This is a genomic window from Streptococcus sp. 1171_SSPC (assembly GCF_001069335.1).
Taxonomy (GTDB): Bacteria; Bacillota; Bacilli; order Lactobacillales; family Streptococcaceae; genus Streptococcus; species Streptococcus xiaochunlingii.
In genome coordinates, this window is sequence record NZ_JWAK01000037.1 from 13,935 (window position 1) to 34,305 (window position 20,371).

25 protein-coding genes are annotated in these 20,371 nt (G+C 40.9%); 3 read left to right on the plus strand and 22 right to left on the minus strand.

The annotated features are described in order from the left end of the window. Positions 1-10: 10 nt before the first annotated feature. The 5 genes from ADF75_RS07650 to pbp2b all read right to left on the minus strand — a co-directional run bounded on the left by ADF75_RS07650 (position 11) and on the right by pbp2b (position 5,977). A complete protein-coding gene (locus ADF75_RS07650; RefSeq protein WP_048789696.1) occupies positions 11-622 on the minus strand; it encodes an NUDIX hydrolase in 612 nt (203 codons plus the stop codon). Beyond that, complete coding sequence (locus ADF75_RS07655; protein ID WP_048789697.1) at positions 612-1,982, minus strand: UDP-N-acetylmuramoyl-tripeptide--D-alanyl-D-alanine ligase; 1,371 nt, start codon at positions 1,980-1,982, stop codon at positions 612-614. Before ADF75_RS07655 ends, ADF75_RS07650 begins: the two co-directional genes overlap by 11 nt. An 88-nt stretch (positions 1,983-2,070) precedes the next feature. Continuing rightward, complete coding sequence (locus ADF75_RS07660; RefSeq protein WP_048789698.1) at positions 2,071-3,117, minus strand: D-alanine--D-alanine ligase; 1,047 nt, start codon at positions 3,115-3,117, stop codon at positions 2,071-2,073. Positions 3,118-3,288: 171 nt separating this feature from the next. Then, complete coding sequence (recR, locus tag ADF75_RS07665) at positions 3,289-3,885, minus strand: recombination mediator RecR (RefSeq protein WP_006596694.1); 597 nt, start codon at positions 3,883-3,885, stop codon at positions 3,289-3,291. 10 nt (positions 3,886-3,895) lie between these two features. Next, positions 3,896-5,977, minus strand: coding sequence for a penicillin-binding protein PBP2B (gene pbp2b, locus ADF75_RS07670; RefSeq protein ID WP_048789699.1), 2,082 nt, complete (start codon positions 5,975-5,977; stop codon positions 3,896-3,898). Positions 5,978-6,289: 312 nt separating this feature from the next. Between pbp2b and ADF75_RS07675 the strand changes: the two genes are divergently transcribed. The 3 genes from ADF75_RS07675 to ADF75_RS07685 all read left to right on the plus strand — a co-directional run bounded on the left by ADF75_RS07675 (position 6,290) and on the right by ADF75_RS07685 (position 8,278). After that, positions 6,290-7,117, plus strand: a complete 828-nt coding sequence (locus ADF75_RS07675; protein ID WP_048789700.1) for an exodeoxyribonuclease III — start codon at positions 6,290-6,292, stop codon at positions 7,115-7,117. Positions 7,118-7,127: 10 nt separating this feature from the next. Then, a complete protein-coding gene (locus ADF75_RS07680) occupies positions 7,128-7,514 on the plus strand; it encodes a bleomycin resistance protein (protein ID WP_048789701.1) in 387 nt (128 codons plus the stop codon). A gap of 170 nt (positions 7,515-7,684) precedes the next feature. Continuing rightward, positions 7,685-8,278, plus strand: coding sequence for a helix-turn-helix domain-containing protein (locus tag ADF75_RS07685; protein ID WP_048789702.1), 594 nt, complete (start codon positions 7,685-7,687; stop codon positions 8,276-8,278). 25 nt (positions 8,279-8,303) lie between these two features. Here ADF75_RS07685 and nth read toward each other — a convergent pair whose 3' ends face one another. From nth to ADF75_RS07775, 17 genes are all read right to left on the minus strand, one after another. Next, on the minus strand, positions 8,304-8,933 hold the full coding sequence (gene nth, locus ADF75_RS07690) for an endonuclease III (RefSeq protein WP_048789703.1): 630 nt from the start codon (positions 8,931-8,933) through the stop codon (positions 8,304-8,306). A 162-nt stretch (positions 8,934-9,095) separates the two neighbouring features. Next, on the minus strand, positions 9,096-9,788 hold the full coding sequence (locus ADF75_RS07695; protein WP_048789704.1) for a 5'-methylthioadenosine/adenosylhomocysteine nucleosidase: 693 nt from the start codon (positions 9,786-9,788) through the stop codon (positions 9,096-9,098). Between the two features lie 27 nt (positions 9,789-9,815). Continuing rightward, the gene (gene macP / locus ADF75_RS07700; protein ID WP_048789705.1) at positions 9,816-10,154 is read right to left on the minus strand and encodes a cell wall synthase accessory phosphoprotein MacP; all 339 of its coding nucleotides are present in this window, start codon (positions 10,152-10,154) and stop codon (positions 9,816-9,818) included. A gap of 18 nt (positions 10,155-10,172) precedes the next feature. Continuing rightward, positions 10,173-10,721, minus strand: coding sequence for an NUDIX hydrolase (locus tag ADF75_RS07705; protein ID WP_048789706.1), 549 nt, complete (start codon positions 10,719-10,721; stop codon positions 10,173-10,175). 9 nt (positions 10,722-10,730) lie between these two features. Next, entirely contained in the window at positions 10,731-12,110 is a 1,380-nt protein-coding gene (glmU, locus tag ADF75_RS07710) for a bifunctional UDP-N-acetylglucosamine diphosphorylase/glucosamine-1-phosphate N-acetyltransferase GlmU (RefSeq protein WP_048789707.1), read from the minus strand. A 104-nt stretch (positions 12,111-12,214) separates the two neighbouring features. Continuing rightward, a complete protein-coding gene (locus tag ADF75_RS07715; protein ID WP_048789708.1) occupies positions 12,215-12,655 on the minus strand; it encodes an ASCH domain-containing protein in 441 nt (146 codons plus the stop codon). Continuing rightward, the gene (locus ADF75_RS07720; protein ID WP_048789709.1) at positions 12,630-13,499 is read right to left on the minus strand and encodes a putative PEP-binding protein; all 870 of its coding nucleotides are present in this window, start codon (positions 13,497-13,499) and stop codon (positions 12,630-12,632) included. The genes ADF75_RS07715 and ADF75_RS07720 overlap by 26 nt, the downstream gene beginning before the upstream one ends. 38 nt (positions 13,500-13,537) lie before the next feature. Next, positions 13,538-14,266, minus strand: a complete 729-nt coding sequence (locus ADF75_RS07725; protein ID WP_048789710.1) for a GNAT family N-acetyltransferase — start codon at positions 14,264-14,266, stop codon at positions 13,538-13,540. A gap of 7 nt (positions 14,267-14,273) precedes the next feature. Then, positions 14,274-14,753 carry an NUDIX hydrolase gene (locus tag ADF75_RS07730; RefSeq protein WP_048789711.1) on the minus strand — a complete coding sequence of 160 codons (480 nt, stop codon included), beginning with the start codon at positions 14,751-14,753 and terminating at the stop codon, positions 14,274-14,276. A 38-nt stretch (positions 14,754-14,791) separates the two neighbouring features. Continuing rightward, positions 14,792-15,397: a DUF6707 family protein gene (locus tag ADF75_RS07735; RefSeq protein ID WP_048789712.1), complete on the minus strand. Its 606-nt coding sequence runs from the start codon at positions 15,395-15,397 to the stop codon at positions 14,792-14,794. Positions 15,398-15,456: 59 nt separating this feature from the next. After that, positions 15,457-15,897: a hypothetical protein gene (locus ADF75_RS07740; protein WP_236127967.1), complete on the minus strand. Its 441-nt coding sequence runs from the start codon at positions 15,895-15,897 to the stop codon at positions 15,457-15,459. A gap of 134 nt (positions 15,898-16,031) precedes the next feature. Beyond that, positions 16,032-16,619 carry an SMI1/KNR4 family protein gene (locus ADF75_RS07745; protein ID WP_048789713.1) on the minus strand — a complete coding sequence of 196 codons (588 nt, stop codon included), beginning with the start codon at positions 16,617-16,619 and terminating at the stop codon, positions 16,032-16,034. Between the two features lie 55 nt (positions 16,620-16,674). Next, entirely contained in the window at positions 16,675-17,034 is a 360-nt protein-coding gene (locus ADF75_RS07750; protein ID WP_048789714.1) for a hypothetical protein, read from the minus strand. 151 nt (positions 17,035-17,185) lie between these two features. Beyond that, the gene (locus ADF75_RS07755; RefSeq protein ID WP_048789770.1) at positions 17,186-17,740 is read right to left on the minus strand and encodes a DUF4304 domain-containing protein; all 555 of its coding nucleotides are present in this window, start codon (positions 17,738-17,740) and stop codon (positions 17,186-17,188) included. 354 nt (positions 17,741-18,094) lie between these two features. After that, positions 18,095-18,721: a hypothetical protein gene (locus ADF75_RS07765; RefSeq protein WP_048789716.1), complete on the minus strand. Its 627-nt coding sequence runs from the start codon at positions 18,719-18,721 to the stop codon at positions 18,095-18,097. Positions 18,722-18,932: 211 nt separating this feature from the next. Beyond that, on the minus strand, positions 18,933-19,862 hold the full coding sequence (locus ADF75_RS07770; RefSeq protein ID WP_048789717.1) for a hypothetical protein: 930 nt from the start codon (positions 19,860-19,862) through the stop codon (positions 18,933-18,935). Between the two features lie 103 nt (positions 19,863-19,965). After that, a complete protein-coding gene (locus tag ADF75_RS07775) occupies positions 19,966-20,364 on the minus strand; it encodes an NTF2 fold immunity protein (protein ID WP_048789718.1) in 399 nt (132 codons plus the stop codon). Positions 20,365-20,371 lie beyond the last annotated feature (7 nt).

The following is a 20,371-nucleotide window of genomic DNA, read 5'->3' on the forward strand; positions in this document are numbered from 1 at the left end:
TAGATCGTTTTTAATCACAATACAAATCTCGTTTCCCATCATAGACCTCCCAAAGGAAGTTCAATTGTTCTTCTGTATTGCGCTTGGTAGAAAGAGCAGGTATTTTTTCTCTCTCAAAAAAGGCAAGGTCGGAAATTTCCTGATTCTGTTGAAAACTTCCATCCAGCAATTCACATTCAAATACCAATTTCACATATTGGCGACTTTGCAATTGGTAGCGATTGGTATCAAATACTGCCAACAACCGATTGACACGTGCTACATAGCCCGTTTCTTCTTGGATTTCCTTTAAAATATTTTCTTTAGGAGAATAGCCAACCTCACCAAAACCACCCGGCAAAGCCCAGGTCTCTTCTCCCTGACCTTTCACCAGACAAAGTTTTCCATCTTTGACAATCCAAGCCCTAACATCAATTAAGGGGGTGTCATAATAGTTTGTCGGTCGAAACAAATCCGATAATTCTTGTGAATTCAAATCAGTCGCTTCTCTGACGAGATCCTGTAAAATGTCACGAATATCCTGATAGCGCTCTTGATCAAATGGATCTTTTGAGAACGCTAAGCCTGTGTTGGTGATTGAAATCAAGCGCTGAATGTTCTTTAGCACATTATTACTCGCCATTCTCCAACTCCTCTACCAATTTGGCTAGATTCATAGAATTGCTTCCCTTGATGAGGATTTGGTCCAGCTCTTTTAAGCTTTCCTTGACTTGTTTGACCAGGTCCTCAAACTGGTCTTCCTCAGCGGTCTTTTTGAAATAATAGACATGTCCGAGTGGGAACATCTGGCTCGCTAATTGAGCCAAGCCCGCAATGTCTTGACCGTAGAAAATAACGGTATCCAAGACATCCGGTGACAGGCTGAGAATCATTTGGTTGTGCAGATCAATGGATTGCTCCCCGAGTTCTTTCATATCTGCCAAGACCGCTAGCTTGCGGCCATTTGAATTGGCAGGAATAGTCGAGAAGGTTTCTAAAATTAAGCGCATAGCCGTCGGATTGGCATTGTAGACATCGGATAGGATATCCGCTCCGTTACCTGCCTTCTTCCATTCTGTGCGGTTCTTAGTAAGTTCTAGGCCTTTAAAGCTTGCACGGATGGCTTCTTCACTGATTCCTTCTTTCAAGGCAACATAGGCCGCAATCATGGCATTGGTCGCATTGTATTTACCTGTGACAGGTAAGTCAACAGCATCTGATAAGAAGTTCGCTTCAAAGGTTAGGCTGTCCTTGCGTTCCTCCAACTTGGTAATGCTGATGTCTGCTCCTTCACCAAAGCGCACAAGCTCTTGTTGGCTCGGTAAAAAATCCTCGACAATGGGATCGGCCGGCACTAGAAGCAAGCCACCAGCTGGCATCCCATCCGCAATTTGCAATTTTCCTTTAGCGATTTCTTTGCGATCTTTGAAAAACTCCAGGTGAGCTTCCCCAATAAGGGTCACGATTGCTGCCTTTGGATGCGCAATTTCTGAGAGAAGATGGATATCTCCCAGATGGTCCTGCCCCATTTCAAGGACAAGCTTCTCTGTCCCTTCTGGCATATGGAGAACCGTATAAGGAAGGCCAATTTCGTTATTGTAGTTCCCTTGTGTTTTATAGGTTTTGTAGGTAGTTGACAGCAATTGAGCCAACATATCTTTGGTCGTTGTCTTACCGTTTGAACCGGTGACCGCCAAGACATCTACTTGACTCTTCTCCAACACATATTGGGCTAATTTTTGAAAGGCCGCTAGAACATCATCTACCAACAAATAAGGGTGGCCTTCTACTTCTTTTTCAGACAAGGTCGCTACAGCCCCATTTTCAAAGGCCGTCTTGATGAAATCATGCCCATCACGCGCCCCCTTAAGAGGGACAAAAAGGTCTCCAGGCCCAATCAAACGGCTATCAAATTCAGGCTTGGTAAAGTCTACATCTTCAAATTGACTGATATCATTGCGAGCAGCCAGGACACCTGCTACTTCGTGCAAGGTTACATTCATGGTATTCTCCTCTAAAAAGGGGGAGCAGGAAGAAAAGCGACTCCTCTATGAGTTGACTTCATCTCCCACTCCCGCTAGGAACAGATTCTTACAGTAAGTGTGCTTCGCGTTTTTCGAAAGTTGCTTTTGCCAACTCGACCAAACGCTCGATCAAATCAGGATAGGACAAGCCCATGTTGTCCCACAACAAGGGATACATAGACCATTGGGTAAAGCCAGGCATGGTATTGAGCTCATTCAAGTAGATGCCCTCATCCTCTGTGTAGAAGAAATCACAACGGGAGAGACCTTTCCCACCAATGGCACGGAAGGCCAATTCGGCATTCTGACGCATGGTCGCAGCAACTTCTGCAGGAATTTCAGCCGGAATCGCCATCGTAATCTTATTATCGATATATTTGGCTTCGTAGTCATAGAAGGCTACATCTTTGACCACCTCACCAGGGAGGGTGCTCTTGACATCGTAGTTACCCAACAACCCCACTTCAATTTCGCGCGCCACAACCCCTTGCTCAACCAGAACACGGCTATCATATTTAAAGGCCAATTCCAAAGATTGACGAAGTTCTGCCTGGTTCTCTGCTTTTGAAATCCCGACACTAGAGCCCATATTAGAAGGCTTAGTAAAGACCGGATAGGTCAATTCTGTTTCTATTAAAGCAATTTTAGCTTCTAGGTCATCTCCTTCAAGAACAGCCACATAAGGAACTTGTGGAATCCCTGCAGATTCTAGGACCCGTTTGGTGGTAATCTTGTCCATCGCCACACTAGAAGAAAGGATATCACATCCCACATATGGAAGTTTCAAGACTTCTAGGAAACCTTGAACCGATCCATCTTCTCCCATTGGTCCGTGAAGGACTGGAAAGACAACCGCTCCTTCTTGGTAGATACTGCTCGGAGATACTTTAGCTTCCCAATCAATGGTCTCGTTGGTCATCAAGCGTTCTGTTTCAGCAGGCTTCTCTTCAAAGGTTTGGGTCTTGATGAAGTCTCCCGCCTGAGTAATGAAATAGGTCTCAACAGAATACTTGTCATAATTAATCGCCCGCATGACGCTTTCAGCTGAAAGTACAGACACTTCGCGCTCTGCGCTACGGCCACCATAAAGAAGTACAATTTTTTCTTTTGCCATTGTTTGGTCCTAATCCTTTTTTTAATTTTGTGCTTTCTGATTGACTTGTCAGAAGCACTCCTCACAACCAAGTTCGTCCCTCTAGTATACCACACTTTAAAAAGAAAGAAAACGAGAGAGAACACCTAAAAAACAAAAAACCGGAGGGGTTCCTCCAGTTTCTGTAACCGCTTATAACTCGGTTCGATTTTCAATAGCTCGAAGAAGGGTCACTTCGTCCGCATATTCGATATCGGCTCCGACAGCTAATCCACGTGCTAGGCGGGTCACTTTGATGCCAGCTGGTTTGAGGACGCGAGAGATATACATAGAAGTTGCTTCCCCATCCGCGGTTGCATTGGTCGCCACAATTACTTCTTGGACCTCATGATCCATTAATCGTGTGATCAAGGACTTGAGGTTAATATCATCTGGTCCGACCCCATTCATGGGCGAAATCAAGCCATGAAGGACATGGTAGCGACCGTGGTACTCCTGAATATTCTCCATGGCTGACACATCTCGACTATCTTCTACCACTAAGATGGTCGATGGATCGCGCGTCTCGTCTCGACAAATGGCACACTCTTCTTCATCTGTTAGATTCCCACAGATGGAACAATAGCTTAATTCCCGCTTTGCTGACAAGAGATTCTTGGCAAACTCATTGACATCGTCATCACTCATTCCGATGGTATAAAAGGCCAGACGAGTTGCTGTTTTGATCCCAATACCAGGGAGCTTCGAATAACTTTCAATTAATTTTGCGATAGGTGTTGGATAGAGCATAGCTTCCTTTCTAATTCATAGGATGTTTTTGCTGGTAGAGATTGATAATCTCTCTGGTAATACTGTGACTAACAGTCGCTTGGAGATTAGTATTGTGAGGGAAGACGACTGCCACCGCAATCTGAGGATTTTCAGATGGGGCATAGGCGATGACATTGGTATTTACAGCAGGGGTCCCACCATTTACAAATGTTTCTGCAGTCCCGGTCTTCGCACTGATTGGAACGGCAGCTCCTTCTCCGATGGTTTTACCAGTTGTTAAGCCACTGGTTCCGTATACCACCTGATAAAAACCTTGTTTAATGATAGCTAGATTTTCGGGTGTTAGAGCTACTTGATTGAGTTCTCTTGTTGCAATCTCTTCTTTCAGAGGGCCCAAACCTCCCTTGGCATCATTCTCATAAATTCCTTGGACCAGGTGTGGCGCCACGCGTTTCCCATCGTTGGCAATGGTTGCAACATATTGAGCCAACTGCATAGGTGTATAGTTATCAAACTGACCAAAGGCGTCTGTTAGGTAATTACCAATCGTGAACTCTTTGGGAACATAGCCCGTTGATTCATTCGGAAGGTCAATTCCCGTCTCTGTTCCCAGACCATAAGAGGCAAAGGTCGAACGCAATTTGTTCATAGCTGGATCCAATTGATCTGTCTTCAAACTCATGTTTGGCTGATAGGGTTGGCCCATCAAATTAAGGGCAATCTGCACCATATAGGTGTTGGAAGAATATTCCAACGCTTGGACCGCATTGATTTCTTGGCTTCCAAACTGGGTGAACCATGAAGTGATAGGAGCTGAACCAGAAAAGGAGATTGGTTGATCCAATAGGACTTGGTTCCCAGAAATCACTCCATTTTCCCATCCTGCTGTCAAAGTCGCTGCTTTCACAACCGATCCTGGAACAAAGACATTGGTCACTGTCCCTAAAGCATCAGGGGTCAGATCTTGCGAACCAGCTTCATGTTTCATCCCCGCCATCGCAAGGATTCTACCCGTTTTTGGATCTAAGGCAACAGCATAGACACCTTCTGAGTAGGTGGCGTTGCCAGCGGCCAATTCTGCCTGGAAGGACTTCTTCAAGATGTCTTCCACTCCTCTTTGGAAATCCAAATCAATGGAAAGCTTGATATTGTTCCCTTTGCTTCCTTTGGAGAGGGTTTCGATCTTTTCGACATTGCCATTCTTATCCAAATGGATTTCTTTTTCAACCCGTTCTCCTTGGAGAACAGACTCATATTGTTTTTCTAAATAAGAAGTTCCGACGCGATCATTTAAGGCATAGCCTTTTTCCAAATAATCATCCACTTCTTCAGCTGGAAGACCGGCTTGCTCTGTCGACACACTACCAACGATGGAAGCCAAGGGACTATCAACCACTTTTCGATCCCAACTCGTAATCACTTCAAATCCTGGAAATTCTTTTAAATGATCTTTGACCGTCGTTACCTGCTCATCGGACATTGGATCGGTCACAATCGTAGCACTAGCAAAGTTTTCAACGGCATTCATTTGGCTAAATAGATAGATGGCCTTCTTTTCTTCTTCTGTATAGCCTAATTTTTCAGTCTCAATACTATCAACAGCATGCTGATAGATAGTTGCTTCTGGAAGTGGGTTGCCGTCCGTATCGATTCGTTCGTCTTTGGGCAACTTGTCCACTACCTCTTTATAGACTTCCGAATTTGCGAGATAAAAGTCGATCTCTTGACGCTTGGTGATTTGGGGATTCGAAACACTTACATAATTCAGAAGAAGCTGAGCTGTTTGACGCATTTCTTCTGCAGTAAACTTATTGCTTCGGGTAAAAGACAAGACCTTCTTGTCAACATTTTCTACCAGAGGCTGACCAGAAGCATCATAAATCTGTCCCCGGAGACTCCCTCTTGTTAAGTGTTTTTTGGTAGCTTTTGCCAATTTTTGTGTATAAAAGCCTTGATGAGTAATCTGCATATACCCTAGTCGAGCAATTAAAATCAAAAAGAGGGTACAGACTATACTGAATAACAAATAAAGTCGTCTAGTAATCCACCGATTATCAAATTTTCTCACCTTAGCATTCGCTTTTTTTGAACGTTTAGATTTTTGCGCCATACCTCTCCTTTCACTGTGATTCTCAGTCCCAGTCCCTAACAAGACATAAAAATAGGATAACTTTAAAGGGAATCTGAGGAATATTTCTATTTTAAACTCAACTTCCATTATAGCACATTTCATCCAGACACGAGTCGCTAGACCAGATAAAATAATCGTCATTCTGAACTCCTCGGCAAGCATTGTTTTATGCATATGCGGGAGGCATAGCTCTTGACTGCAAAATAGCTCCTTCCTCAAATCACAGGAGACAAGTGATAGGAGATTTTTTGGTATAATAGAAACATCGAAAAAGTTAGTAAAGGAAACGATATGAAACTGATCTCATGGAATATTGACTCATTGAATGCCGCCTTGACGAGTGACTCTGCACGCGCAAAACTCTCTCAAGACGTCCTCCTCACCTTGGTTGCAGAGGATGCGGATATCATTGCCATTCAGGAAACAAAATTATCTGCTAAAGGACCAACAAAAAAACACTTGGAGGTCTTAGCAGAACTTTTCCCTGGATATGAAAATACATGGCGGTCCTCTGTGGAACCAGCCCGTAAAGGCTACGCAGGAACCATGTTCCTCTACAAAAAAGAATTGAAACCGACCGTAACCTTCCCAGAAATCGGTGCTCCTTCTACCATGGACGTCGAAGGTCGGATTATTACCCTTGAATTTGATGACTTCTTTGTGACCCAGGTCTATACTCCGAATGCTGGAGATGGGCTCAAACGCTTGGAAGAACGCCAAATCTGGGATGCCAAATATGCAGACTACTTGGCAGAACTAGACCAGCAAAAGCCAGTTCTGGCAACAGGAGACTACAACGTAGCCCACAAGGAAATCGACTTGGCCAATCCAGCCAGCAACCGTCGTTCCCCAGGCTTTACCGATGAAGAGCGTGCTGGCTTCACTAACTTGCTAGCCAAAGGGTTCACTGATACCTTCCGCCACTTGCATGGGGACCTTCCAGATCAATATACTTGGTGGGCACAACGTAGCAAGACATCTAAAATCAACAACACAGGCTGGAGAATTGACTACTGGCTCACTTCTAACCGCATTGTGGACAAAGTGACTAAATCAGCTATGATTGACTCCGGTGCCCGTCAAGACCATACACCAATTGTCATGGAGATTGATCTTTAAGGAGAAAACAATGGACTATCAAGCTGTCATCCCTGAATTTGTCGTATCGGATATTGAGAAATCGCGTCGCTTCTACTGCGACTTGTTGGGATTCTCTGTCCAATACGAGCGTCCAGAGGAAAAATTTCTCTTCCTTTCCCTTGAAGACTGTCAGCTAATGCTAGAAGAAGGCAAGGAGGAAGAATTAGCCCAACTGACCTATCCTTTCGGTCGCGGTATCAATATTTCCTTTGGCATTGAAGATGTCCCACAGCTCCATCAAAAACTGCTGGAAGCTGACTATCCCATCCATCGTCCGCTGACAAAAAGAGAATTTCGAGTGGGAGATAACTTTATCTATCCCCATGAATTTGCGATTTTGGATCCAGATGGTTATTTTTTAAGATTTAGTGAATAAGAAAAAGGAGGCTCTTGGCCTCTTTTTCAGTAGGTAACTATCCATTGACAGGCTTGTAAATCTATAGTCAAAAACAGTTGCTAAAGCCTATGAAATCAACATGTCAAAGAACTTTGATAGTCATTTTTTGTATAATTGAGTAGAATAAAATCAGAAAGCGAGGAAATCTTATGCAAGTCGGAAAGCAGATCCAGCACTATCGTAAAGAGAAAAATTTATCTCAAGATGATTTGGCTGAAATCATCTTTGTCAGCCGTCAATCCATTTCCAACTGGGAACGCGGCGCAACCTATCCTGATATTCAAAACCTGCTCTTACTAAGCAAGGTCTTTGAAGTGTCATTGGACAAACTAGTCAAAGGAGATTTGGAAACCATGAAACAAATTATTCACGACCAAGAATTTATGCGCTATCAAAAAGATGAAGTGGTCTTTAGCTTACTACTAATTGGCAGTCCTATCATCAGCACTCCCCTCATTCTTTATTTGGATGGATACGGCATCGCTATTAGTTGCTTGATTCTTGCTGTCGGTATATTCTACGCCCTACGCATTGAAAAATTCAAGAAAAAGCATAATCTTCGTACTTATCGCCAGCTTGTCGCCTATGAACAAGGACGCAGTCTGAGCGAGATTGAAGAAGCTGAAGAAAGGGGTAAAGATCCCTACCAAAGAATCCTCATTCCTATTCTATTTGTCCTTGGAATTGGCGCTATTACTCTACTGATTTCTTGGCTCTTACTTACTTTCTTCCCTATCAAATAAAAGCGAAGTCATTAGACCTCGCTTTTTAACTGTCTTTAAAGTTATACAATTGCGGATAGTGATCACATTCAGGATTTTTTGGATGGCAAATAGCCCGTCCAAAATAGATCATGGCCTGGTGAGCTGGGAGCCAGCGCTCAGGGGGAAGAACATCCATGACTCGTTTTTCCACTTCTAACGGCGTAGCCGACTTCTTGACAATGTCATGGTGCTTGCAGATCCGCTCTACATGGGTATCAACGGCAAAGGCAGGAATGCCAAATCCTACACTCATGACCACATTGGCTGTCTTGCGTCCCACTCCAGCTAGGCTCTCTAATTCTTCACGCGTCTGAGGGACTTGGCCATCAAAGTTATCCAACAATTGTTGGGCACATTTTTTGAGAAACTTAGCCTTATTGCGATAGAGGCCTAATTTGGAAATATGCTTGGCAATGTCGGCTTCACTGGCGACCGTCATGTCTTGAGGAGTTGGGAAAGCTTCAAACAAAGCGGGCGTTGCCTTATTGACCGCTGCGTCCGTCGTCTGAGCAGAGAGCATGACCGCTACTAATAATTCAAAATGGTTGCGAAAATCCAGACTTGGCTGAGCATCTGGAAAGAGGGCGATAATTTCTTCAATCACATGTCGTGCCCGTTTTTTTGATAAAACCATAACGTCTCCTTTGTATTACTAGACTTTATTATAGCATGAAGTCCATCTATTTCTGAAGGAATCAGCTTCAGAAAAGGAAGTAGGACAGAATGAATTTTAAATGATATTCATTCTGTCCCACTTCCTATTTATATTAGAGGCGCCTTAACTCTATTGTTTGTTTTACACCAATCTCTTCAAGAAAGAAATCAATGTTTGAGCAGAGCGTTCGCCAGCCTCTACGATAAATTCATCAAAAGAGATATTGGCTACGTGATCTGCCGTATCACTCATAGCTCGAATGACCATGAAAGGACGCCCAGCTGCATGAGCGGCTTGGGCAATAGCTGCTCCTTCCATCTCAACTGCCAATACTTCTGGGAAATGTTCCCGAATTGCTGCGACTTTTTCTTCACTCGCGATAAAGCTATCTCCTGTTGTAATCAAGCCAACATGTGTGGTTGCAGCCTCTTCTTCCAGAACTTTTTTCATCTCTGATACAAAATAGCGGCTGGATTCAAAGTAAAGTGGTTGACCTGCCATTTGACCATACTTATAGCCAAAGGCTGTCACATCGACATCATGGTAGGCCAATTTGTCTGCAAGGACAATATCTCCAACAGTCATCCCTGGTGCAACGGCACCTGCAGAACCCGTGTTAATAATGGCTTCCACCTTAAAATCATTGGCCAATACAGCCACACTCATGGCTGACATGACCTTGCCGATACCACTTTCAACCAAGACCACTTCATGGCGACCAATCGATCCTGTATAGTAGACTTTTCCTAAGCGAAGGTGTTTCTCTCCGTTCTGCAAAGCTTCCACTAAGATTTTTAACTCTTGTGGCATGGCCGCAATGATTCCAATTTTCATAATCGTCACTCCTTTGGTAGACGCTCCCTATAGGCGCCAGATTGCAAGAATTAACAAGATGAGGAGCAAGATGACCCAAAATAAAATCTTATTTAATTTTGATTGAAAAACCTCATCCTTTTGGTTTTCAATCCGACGGCTCTTGGTCACTGTAGGTTGGACTCTGATCGGAATAGTCTCCTGAGGATAGGAGGTTCCTCGTCCACCATCGCCTTCTCTTGAGGTCACCGGCCGTTCATAACCAAAGCCTCTGTTTCCTGTCGGGAGAATTTTTGTCTCTTCCTCATCAAAGAGCGGGGGACCAGAGATCGCTTCTCCCCGGTTTGCCCGCTCAATCATTTCATCTGTTAATAAAGGTTTGCCCATCGGTTTCTCCTCTATTCTTTATTTGTTTTGTAGGTGTTTCCAGTATTGAATTGCCATAATGGTTTTGGCATCGCAGATATCACCCGTTTGTATCAGCTCCTCAGCTTCTGCTAAAGTCACCTCAAAGAGCTCCAAAGTCTCATCTGCATCTTGAGGGCGAGGATTTTCCACTTTTTTCAAATTGGTCGCAAGATAGAGTTTGATCCGCTCGTTACAAAATCCAATGGCTGAATAAAAATCATACAACAACTCTAAATCCGCTGTGTAACCAATTTCTTCTTCCAATTCACGCAGAGCAGCTGCTTGAGGATCCGCATTTTCACCCTTTTCCAACTTGCCTGCTGGGATCTCTACAGAAGTTCTCTCGATCGCCTTGCGGTACTGCTTGACCAAAATGGTCTTGCCCTCATCTGTGATCGGTAAAACCGCTACTGCTCCATTATGAAAAATCAAATCACGCTGTGCTTGACCTTTCCCATCTGGCAGTTCCACTTGATCTGTGACTACTTGGAAAATCGGTCCTTGGTAAATCTCCTTGCGATCAATGGTTTTTTCTTCAAATTGCATGAAAATCTCCTATTTATTTTTAGGATGGTGAGGAAGGCGAGTAGCGTACTCATCCTTATTCACTTGACGGCCACGACCGATCGCAATCGCATCAGCTGGCACATCCTTGGTAATGGTAGATCCAGCACCGACTAAGGAATTGTCGCCTAATTCAACTGGTGCAATGATGGTCGAATTTGAGCCAATAAAGACATTATTTCCAATAAGGGTCTTGTATTTATTCTTCCCATCATAGTTGACAGTGATGGTTCCTGCACCAAAGTTGACGTTGCTGCCGACTTGGCAGTTACCAATATAGGTCAAATGGCCCGCTTTGGTATTTTCGCCGATAGACGAACCTTTGACTTCGACAAAGTTTCCGATATGGACATCTTTTGCAAGGCTAGATCCTGGACGAATATGGGCGTAAGGTCCTACTGTCACGCCATCGGCTACGGTGCTTTCTTCAATCATAGAGTTGGTAATAACAGCACCTGCACCAATCTCACTGTCCACGACATAGGTTCCATTAGTTAAGACTGTTTCAGCCCCAATTTTTGTGTGTCCTTTTAGGGTGACATTGGCTTCAATTTGTACCTCTGGGGCGATTTCGACATCGATATCGATATAGGCCGCGTCTGGATTAACAAAGCTCACTCCATTAACCATGTGGACTTGGTTAATGCGACGACGCATGATGCCTTCTGCTGTCGCAAGAGCTACGCGGTCATTAACCCCAAGACTTTCATCAAAGTCTTTGAGAGTATAAGCCCCAACTTTTTCACCTGCTTCTCGGAAAATTCCGATGACATCCGTGATATAGTATTCTCCTTGGGCATTGTTAGTATTGATATTCTTTAAAGCTTCAAAGAGACGCGCATTGTCAAAGACATAAGTCCCTGTATTGATTTCCTTGATTTGTTGTTCATATTCTGTCGCATCTTTTTGCTCGACGATTCGAAGCACTTCCGCATTGTCATTACGGACAATCCGACCATAACCAAATGGATTCACTGCTTCGGCTGTTAAAATCGTTGCCACATTTTTGTGGTTGATATGAAAATCGATCAAGTGTTTGAGGCTTTCACCCGTAATCAAAGGTGTATCCCCTGCGATGACAAGGGTGTGGCCTTCAAGAGCTTCCAAGACTGGCTCTGCCATCATAACTGCATGACCAGTTCCCAATTGTTCAGTTTGTTTGACAAACTCTGTTTGTCCCGCTAACACTTGCTCCACCAATTCAGCCTTGTGGCCCACAACCGTTACAGTCTTTTCGGGTGAGATGGCTCCAACACTACGGAAAACATGTTCCAACATAGAGATCCCAGCAACCTTGTGTAGAACCTTCGGCAAATCTGATTTCATACGGGTACCTTTTCCCGCTGCTAAAATAATGGCATAATTTGGCATAGACATTCTCTTTTCTGTACAATATCGCTTACATTATACCATTTTTTAGCCCTTTTGGAAAATTAGATCCGAACCAAAAAAACTCTCCAAAAAGGAGAGCATATCTATAATGGATAAACCTTGCGAAATTCTTCTAAAACCACCTTGCTGTCAGGTGTAAACGTCAGACCTGCTTCCTCCAGCCACTCCGTGAAAAACTCCTCATGAACCTGACGCCAATAGGCCAGAGATTTGTCTCCCTCACCTTCCTTATAGGCATGCTCAGCAGACACTTGATGGAAGGGATGAACGGAAACCTTGGTAATTTCGACAATGCAGATAGCCTGGTTTTGACTGTCTAAAATGATATCGAAAGTCCCTTCTTGTGGAAGGGGTTCGTCCTCCACTGCGTAGAGGTCGTAGGCAGAGGCGGTTGCTGTTTTTTCGCCTCTTAGAACCAAGTCAGCCAAGAGATCTGCCTCTACTCCAAAAGCCCAGGCATCGATTTCATCACCGATAGAGGGGTTCATTTGCTTGTATTTATTCCACATTTCTTGAGGTGTCATGAGTTCTCCTTTGTAATTTTTTACTTTCTTCTTTTATATGTTTAAGATGGTCTGGATGGTCAATTTCTAAATCAAAAATCTCTGGAATAGAGCTGTAATGGAGAATACATTCGATACCCATCTGATTCATTTTTTGTATGAAAGAAGGATTCAGATAACCTGCTACAGCGAAATCTATCTTTTTCATCCTTGCTTTATCCTGCATCTGTCTCAGCATTTCTAACATAATGGGACTTTCCATATCATGCCATTGACTATTTCTCACAGTGGCAAAAACAAAAGAAGTTAAATCATTCATTCCCACTACAATCTTTGAAATACCTGTTTCCAGTATCCTGTCTAAGTCAAAATAAGCTGACGGTAATTCAATCATTGTTCCAACTTTTCCAGTAAAACCATGCTGGCGCAATACTCTAATAGCTTGTTTTAACTGTTCGGCATCATTGACAAAAGGAAAAATAACAGACAGATTGGGATTAGTTTGATAGACTTCTGTAACGACATTTGTCTCAGCCTGAAATTCATCTGGACACGCCAACAAACGCCTGATACCTCTGTATCCAAATAAGGGGTGGCGTTCGTCAAAATACTCTTTAGTCCCATCTAGAATATTTGCTTCTGCATTTGTTAACTCTGAAAAGCGATACCATACATCCTCATCTGAGTATAAGGAGCAAATTGAGCTTAGATAATCTTTTACAAATTGCTGACAATTTGGTAATAGTATGTTTTGATTGAGCTCTCTTAGCAAGTATTCCCCACGAATCAAGCCGACGTGGTGCAATAAATGGGGATAAACTTTTTCAACAATTTTTTCGCCACTAAGAGACAGTTGATTTCTCATCTTTCACCTCGTCTTAAAAGATACAATATCAGATATCATTATACGACACTTTCCTCTAGTTCAAAAGCTTCATAAGGTCCAACTAACTCATATCCTAAAAATTCTGCTACTTTTTTAGAAGCCACGTTATGAGCATCCCAAAGTGGAAACGTATCTCTATTTAAACTCTCTAGAATCATTGTAGCACCAAGCTTTTTAGCAAATCCATTTCCTTGTTCGTTTGGTCTAGTTGCAACTTCCACTTCAACTGCTCCTTGGTAAACTAACCCTGAGGAAATCCCAGCAATCAGTTCTTTATTTTTAACAATCACAAAGCCAAATCCACCTTTTAAAGTAAAATTCTGGTAGGACTCAAAATCTCCCTGTAAATCTTGTGACCATTCATCCTCAGAAAGGCAGTTATAAATATGATTATCAATAGGTACAATATTGTAACCTTTCTCTAACTGACTAACTAGATCATTTAGAAATTCAACTTGAAAATTTGCCTTATCCTTAAAAGAATAGCGAGTAAAAGAAATTAACCCAACTTGTCGACGCATAAAATCTTGCCACTTAGTGTCTTCTGAAATAATAATCTTATAATCTAAACCATATTGCCTAATAAAATCTTCCCAAAATCTAGAATTTAGCTCCCCTGCTAGGTATAGAAAATTCCCAATATCATAAAAACTTGTTGTCCCATCACTGTTTCGGTATACAGTTCCAATTTGAGATTTAAGACCATAGAGAACCATATTTTTCTTCCAGGTTTTAAATAGTTCCATTATCCCTCTATTTCACCTTCCAATTCCTATAACTTGTCAGTTCTAATTCTGGAAATCCTCGTAACTCTGCCTTCACTTTTAATACTAAAGGCGAGGCATTGTCTGCAGTAATTTCTTCCAAATTCAACCAAATTGCATTTGCTGAATCATTGCTTCCATCAAGAACTTCATGAGGAAGGGATTTTTGAAAACGTTCTAAATCAAGTACTATATCATAAAAAGCCATGATATGGTGTACGGCGAAGTCGTGCCCTTCTTCTTGAACCAGCACGTCATAAATCCTAGGATTTAAGTAACGGCTAAGAGTATAGCCCGTCTCTTCCAGAACTTCTCTCTTGAGGGTTTCTGTCAACCCCTCACCGAGTTCCTGACTACCACCCGGTAGATCAAAACGATTTTGATAGGGGCCTCTTGTTTTTTCAATACAGAGCAGTTTCCCCTCTCGAAGACAGACTCCGTATACCCCAAAGTGATTTTTGATTTCCATATTCTATTCTTTCTTAATCTCCAAGATTGTTAGCTCACTTATCCCTTAAAAGGAAAGAGGCTATAGATTTCATGCTCCTTAATATACTTCTTTAGTATCTCCATATTCTCTTCGATTTTTGCTTGGATATCTGTCTCTTCACAAGTTGACTCATCAATAAAAAGGTGAATCTTCAATAAATCTGTCAAGTATAACAAACGGCGTTCCATTTCCGATTCAGGACTTGAGGCTTGCTCGATTTTTGCAAGCTTTTGCTCCAAGCTATCACCATTCAAAAATCTCTGATGAACTCTCCTTCTAATTTTTTGAGTGGATTCCTCCCCTTGTTCTAAGGGAGATAAAAGATGCTTTTTATAGACGACTACCTGATTTTCTACCTCTCTTTCCAGATAGGCCAATAAAACCAGAGAGCTATCAACAAAGGTCCAGGTGTTATAATTCCCTTCAAATGGAACTTGTATGATACGATCTAATAATTCCTTAGCCATTTCCTCTTGGCCATCCAGATAAAATAAATAGGCCAGATGATTCAGCGATTCAAGATAGCTAGCTTGGATTTTCTTATTCTTTTTGGGAACCTGGTTTAAATACGAGAAGAACTCAGCATCATTTTCAATCTCTTCGATTAGTTCTTTCACTTTCATTTCTTTTCTCCTATCCAACTCACTTTGTGTTACTAAGAAAGGCTTTTCTCAGATTAATTTTACCGAAATAGATATTCTTTCGCTGTCGCTTGGACGTCTGGGGAAAGGTAGCGCTCTATCAAGTCACCTGTCCCTACAATATACTCCTCCAGAGGGACATCTTCTCTTTGCTTCCAAAAATTTGAAAAAGCGAAATAGAACTCAAAAAACTCCGTCAAACTTGCGCTGAGTTTGTAGAAATTAGGATCTCCAGGACTGCCTGCGTAAACAGGTGATTTTTCATCTTTCATATCACAGAAAAGAATATCGTCTGTATCTGTAGTAGCGAATATCTGGTATTGCCCTTCACTAAATTGAAGAACATCTTGTAGGGCCCAAGATTCAACTGTCCTTGCAGGAGAATCTAATGGCAACAAAACGATATTAAAATTTTTATTGGCAAAAAATAAATCCTCTTTGAACACTATGTGTTGATAGTAATCAAGTAATTCTCCTGTCAAATCTGAGGACTGGATCCTCAATTTTTCATCTGAAAAACTCACCGATTGGGGGATAAACGTTGTTTCCTAATAGAGTTTAATGATCTTTTTTAATACAGTAACTACTGTCATTTTTCTCTCCTTGGTCATTTCTCTTACGTCTCCTTTAGGAATTCCTGCCATATCTTCACATCTGGATTTATCTCATGAGCTACCTCAGCATGCTTCTTATAATCCATATCCAAGTAGCCTTGTTCATTCCGGAAAATAATGCCTTGTTCATAACAGTTTTTAAGAGCTGTGAGCATAGATTCTAATGACCGGTATTCGACCTGGGCCTCTTCTTCAAATACATAAAAACCAAGGATTTGCCCCTGACCTTCTGAAGCTAGGTTCATGGCATAAAAATCTCCACCTCCGCTGGCAAAAATTGGGAACCAAGATTTGTCCCAAGCATCCGTTTCTATTAGTTCCAAGTAGGTCTGTATACTTTCTTCCAGAGACATCAAATAGAAACCAGGAAAAAATGCCAGCTCACCGAGTGTGATTCCCTCACTATCTTTTGATCCGTTTCTCCAAGCATAAAGGGCATGCAAGTCCTGGTTTGGTTGCAATGGGATTTCCTCAAATAATTCTTGAGTTTTTTGAGAAAATAGTCCCGGATTTAGATGATCTACACAAGGATGATGTAGCTGTTGGAGACTTTTTTCAATCTCATTTAATAATTGGGTAATCGTTTCCATTTGTTCTCCTTACCTTGTAGTTCAGTTTCTTCGTCCCTATAATAGGGCCTTCCCATTATTCAATCCCATCCTCTTTGTTATACTCTATCATGCATTTGATTGCGTATTCCACCCATTCCCAAAAATCGTTAAACTCTTTCCGTTGCTCCCATCCTTCCGCAGCAAAATCATGAATGAGTTGGACCTTATTGCCCTTTCCTATTTCAAAACAAGCTGTATCATCACAATCTCCTCTTTTAGCAAATGGAATCAACTTTCTGCTTGGGTATCTTTCCTGCAATCCCTCATACAAAGATAGGGCCCATTCTGAATCCAACAGATACCAACAATCAAAATCAACTAAATTGAATTCAATCAATTTTTTAAACGATTCAGGATACTGAAATAGCCTTTCATCAAGTAAATAGTTTTTCATTTCTTATTTCCTTTTGGTACAAGATTGATATAGGATGCTAAGTCAACATTATTTTCAACCTCTTCGATGAGTTCATTAAGATTCATTTCTTTTCTCCTACCGGTTCCTTTCGTCAGGATGTTGACCAGTAAATCAGCACTTTCATTCCACCCTAATAAGTAGTTTTGATTATTTCTCCCAAACGAATATAGGTTTTAAAGAAGTTTTTAGGTACAGAGGCAATCTTAGGTGTAATGGATAAGCCATAGTTTGCAAAATCTAAAGCCAACTTCTTAGAATCGATTGCATCATAATACTCAACATACAATCTGCATAAGTTCACTTTGGTGATAGAGAATTGTTTTAACAACCAATCCTTCTCAAGATCCTTCTCGGGATCTATGCTTGAAAATACGGTTGAATACGATGAATACTGAGCAGTAAAATCGATGGCCTCTTGAACAGCCTTTTCCAATTCAGCTTGATCCATGCCATTTCTATGATCGATAGAACCTAATCGAGTCCTTAAAGCACAATCCACTTCTTCTAACAGCCCCGAGTCCAGAAAGAGGGGATGAAGGCCAACATTCACGAAATAGGCACTACCATCTGATTTTCGTTGAAAATAGATGACTGTGTAAAAATCATGATCGACTTTATAATAGTTATTAGTTCGCTTTAGTCGCGAAAAGCCATTTTTTAGGAAGAGTTCTTTGGCCTCTTTCATTTCTTTACCTCTATTTCTAACAGAATGTGGTGAGTTCCTCATTGCATTTTCCTAGGAATCTATATGAATATAGGTTATCCCTACAACTTTCCCGTTCTCAATCGCATATTGCTTAACAGAATGAATGGAACTGATCAAACCTTCCTTACAGATTTCCTCTAGGGTTGCTGGCACTATTTGACCCTTTAATTTAAAATCCCGAGCCTTATCTATCTCCCCCACATCATCAATAGACGTCCAAAAGAGTATATATTCATCGCAATAAAAATAAATCTGATCATCATAGAACTCAGGTATTTTACAGAACTCAACTACATACATTATTGCTGTATTAAATTCTGAACCTGAGTTAACTTAAAAGAAGTTAATGCGCTTCTCGTCTTTCCCTTTTTTAACATCTGAAATAATATCTCTCACTATCTGAACGTCAAATTGTTCCGAAAAGATCAAAATTTTCTCTCGACTGCTCTCAGAAAACAAATAAGATGCTGCTAAGATAAATAAAAATGGATTTGTGACTTTGCCAATATGCTCAAGGTATTTAGGCTGAGTTACATAAGACATAATTCTATTAAAATCATCATCTTTAAGTACTAACTTTTTCATATAAATAGCAGCGCAAGCACCTGCAGCTTTCGAGAAGCTATTTGATTCCAAGGACTCATAAACAAATGATAAATTCTCTATTTCTGAATTCTCTAGATAGACAATGGCTAATGCTAGAGAGCGATAGGTTACAGGTGTTGGAATGTCTCTTAGAATCAATGACTTCAGATAGGGAATTTCTTCTGCACAATCTGTTGCGGCCATGGCGTAGAGCAAGTACATTTGCGTTTCCCAAGCTCTGTTTTTCTCTATCTCCGTCTCTAAAGCACTATGTAAGTATGGCCCATATCCTTTTAGTCTGTCCTTTAAAATTTTCTTAGCTGCTTTCTTAACTAAAGGTGAACGCTTTGATGTTAATTCTTCTATGAGTGGCATATAGTCTCCTTGCTAAAATCATCATTTAATTGATCAAAAGAAAAATCCCTTCTTGCAAATTTTCAAAGTAAGAAAATTAGTTTTATCTTAAGTTAGAAAAATTTGTACTTGAATAACCTGATATTCGTTTATCTTAAACCAGTAATCCCGACTTGATTCAATTGTCATAGCGATAAATTGGGCATGTATATTTTCCATATTTTATAAACAACTAGTCTAAAATCGTTCCTAGAATCATCTTATTTTGCTCAGATAGCTGAAAGTCATCCATCAAATAGGGCAAAAAGTCATCAAGCAAGGGATGACTAATTCCATCTATTGAGAGACCTTTTTTCTGACGTTCTTTTAATAAAACCAAGATTTCAATTGGGAAATATTGCCAAAGTAAGGTATTGAAATCTACTAAATGACTATCTCTGGTGTTCGCTAAATGATAATCACACATGGATAAAATTGTTTCTCTAAAAACATCAACTTCCTCTGAAAAAATAGTTTCCATAACCTGTTTATAGGCATCATTCACATTCTGATAAGGATTCGTGTCAAAGGGTTGATATTTGGCATCACAAGCATTCTCCAGTAGGTTAGCAAGCCGATCACCCTCCCCATTTCCATAAAGAAAAACGACTAAAGGCAATAAACTCTTGGCTGAAAAGAAAATAATTTTTTTCCCTTTCTCAACTTGGGCTTCTTTAAAATAGGCTAATTTATCAATTAAAAACTCTACATAAGTATTATCTAAATAGGCAAGGGCAAATAAGATATTCAAACAAATATCTGTATCAAAGTTTGAGCCCCCTTTAGCCAAATATTTAGCAGAAGCCATATCTGCCATTACAGAACAAAAACAGCCATTCAATAATAACTTGTAGTTTTCAGATGTTTTACTTTCTATAAAATTAGAGACTAGAGGATACGGACTTATAGAATCAATCATATCTATATGATCATACAGATATGATTGATTCTCACCATTTTCTTCATAGTTAATTTTAACGCTTTTCTTATCAGATTTTAGAGCTGTTAAAATGGCTTCAGTATTAGATAGGTTTTCTGCCTCTAAGTGAAAATCTCTTGCCTTCAGTATTTTATTTTTTATAGCAGTTAATTTTCTTTTTTGATTTGAAAGTGTTTTATTCATATTGACCTCTAACATTTCATTACTTACACTTGTCATTGCCTAATCCAACTACCACTGTTTTTTGAAGTACATCTTTTCCTGCATTCCTATACTATCCAGTATATCACAAGGAAGAATTGATCCACTTCCCATCATCAAGCCATTCTTTCTTATCAATCCACCATTTCCCCTTTTGAAATACCATTCGAAAACGATAGAGAGTTTCTAAACCAGAACGATTCTCCTTGATATAGAAGTAAGTTTGATTCCCGTCATGCTCTTCAGCAATGATGGGATGCGTTTCTAATTTATACTCAAATGGAAATCGGACAGACAAAGTTACTTCCCTTGCTCTGAGTGTTGTTTTAGATTTACAAAACTGATTAAAAATAGTAGCTAATTCATCCTTCAACATCTCTTTATCGGCTTGGTTTCTTAGGCTCCTAGTGGTTTTTCTCTCCCAAGAATACATAGCCTGCATAAACTGGAGGAAGGTTTCTTTTGCTAGATTCGTATGGCTCATATTTCCT

Excerpts from the sequence above, each read along its gene's own strand:
- ADF75_RS07660 (WP_048789698.1), bottom strand. The coding sequence starts at position 3,117 with ATGGCAAAAGAAAAAATTGTACTTCTTTATGGTGGCCGTAGCGCAGAG.
- ADF75_RS07765 (WP_048789716.1), bottom strand. The coding sequence starts at position 18,721 with ATGCCACTCATAGAAGAATTAACATCAAAGCGTTCACCTTTAGTTAAG.
- ADF75_RS07715 (WP_048789708.1), bottom strand. The coding sequence starts at position 12,655 with ATGACACCTCAAGAAATGTGGAATAAATACAAGCAAATGAACCCCTCT.
- ADF75_RS07775 (WP_048789718.1), bottom strand. The coding sequence starts at position 20,364 with ATGAGCCATACGAATCTAGCAAAAGAAACCTTCCTCCAGTTTATGCAG.
- ADF75_RS07705 (WP_048789706.1), bottom strand. The coding sequence starts at position 10,721 with ATGCAATTTGAAGAAAAAACCATTGATCGCAAGGAGATTTACCAAGGA.
- ADF75_RS07755 (WP_048789770.1), bottom strand. The coding sequence starts at position 17,740 with ATGAAAGAGGCCAAAGAACTCTTCCTAAAAAATGGCTTTTCGCGACTA.
- ADF75_RS07725 (WP_048789710.1), bottom strand. The coding sequence starts at position 14,266 with ATGGAACTATTTAAAACCTGGAAGAAAAATATGGTTCTCTATGGTCTT.
- ADF75_RS07695 (WP_048789704.1), bottom strand. The coding sequence starts at position 9,788 with ATGAAAATTGGAATCATTGCGGCCATGCCACAAGAGTTAAAAATCTTA.
- ADF75_RS07720 (WP_048789709.1), bottom strand. The coding sequence starts at position 13,499 with ATGAGAAATCAACTGTCTCTTAGTGGCGAAAAAATTGTTGAAAAAGTT.
- ADF75_RS07745 (WP_048789713.1), bottom strand. The coding sequence starts at position 16,619 with ATGGAAACGATTACCCAATTATTAAATGAGATTGAAAAAAGTCTCCAA.
- glmU (WP_048789707.1), bottom strand. The coding sequence starts at position 12,110 with ATGCCAAATTATGCCATTATTTTAGCAGCGGGAAAAGGTACCCGTATG.
- ADF75_RS07650 (WP_048789696.1), bottom strand. The coding sequence starts at position 622 with ATGGCGAGTAATAATGTGCTAAAGAACATTCAGCGCTTGATTTCAATC.
- recR (WP_006596694.1), bottom strand. The coding sequence starts at position 3,885 with ATGCTCTATCCAACACCTATCGCAAAATTAATTGAAAGTTATTCGAAG.
- macP (WP_048789705.1), bottom strand. The coding sequence starts at position 10,154 with ATGGGCAAACCTTTATTAACAGATGAAATGATTGAGCGGGCAAACCGG.
- ADF75_RS07730 (WP_048789711.1), bottom strand. The coding sequence starts at position 14,753 with ATGGAAATCAAAAATCACTTTGGGGTATACGGAGTCTGTCTTCGAGAG.
- pbp2b (WP_048789699.1), bottom strand. The coding sequence starts at position 5,977 with ATGGCGCAAAAATCTAAACGTTCAAAAAAAGCGAATGCTAAGGTGAGA.
- ADF75_RS07770 (WP_048789717.1), bottom strand. The coding sequence starts at position 19,862 with ATGAATAAAACACTTTCAAATCAAAAAAGAAAATTAACTGCTATAAAA.
- ADF75_RS07675 (WP_048789700.1), top strand. The coding sequence starts at position 6,290 with ATGAAACTGATCTCATGGAATATTGACTCATTGAATGCCGCCTTGACG.
- ADF75_RS07735 (WP_048789712.1), bottom strand. The coding sequence starts at position 15,397 with ATGAAAGTGAAAGAACTAATCGAAGAGATTGAAAATGATGCTGAGTTC.
- ADF75_RS07680 (WP_048789701.1), top strand. The coding sequence starts at position 7,128 with ATGGACTATCAAGCTGTCATCCCTGAATTTGTCGTATCGGATATTGAG.
- ADF75_RS07750 (WP_048789714.1), bottom strand. The coding sequence starts at position 17,034 with ATGAAAAACTATTTACTTGATGAAAGGCTATTTCAGTATCCTGAATCG.
- ADF75_RS07655 (WP_048789697.1), bottom strand. The coding sequence starts at position 1,982 with ATGAATGTAACCTTGCACGAAGTAGCAGGTGTCCTGGCTGCTCGCAAT.
- ADF75_RS07685 (WP_048789702.1), top strand. The coding sequence starts at position 7,685 with ATGCAAGTCGGAAAGCAGATCCAGCACTATCGTAAAGAGAAAAATTTA.
- nth (WP_048789703.1), bottom strand. The coding sequence starts at position 8,933 with ATGGTTTTATCAAAAAAACGGGCACGACATGTGATTGAAGAAATTATC.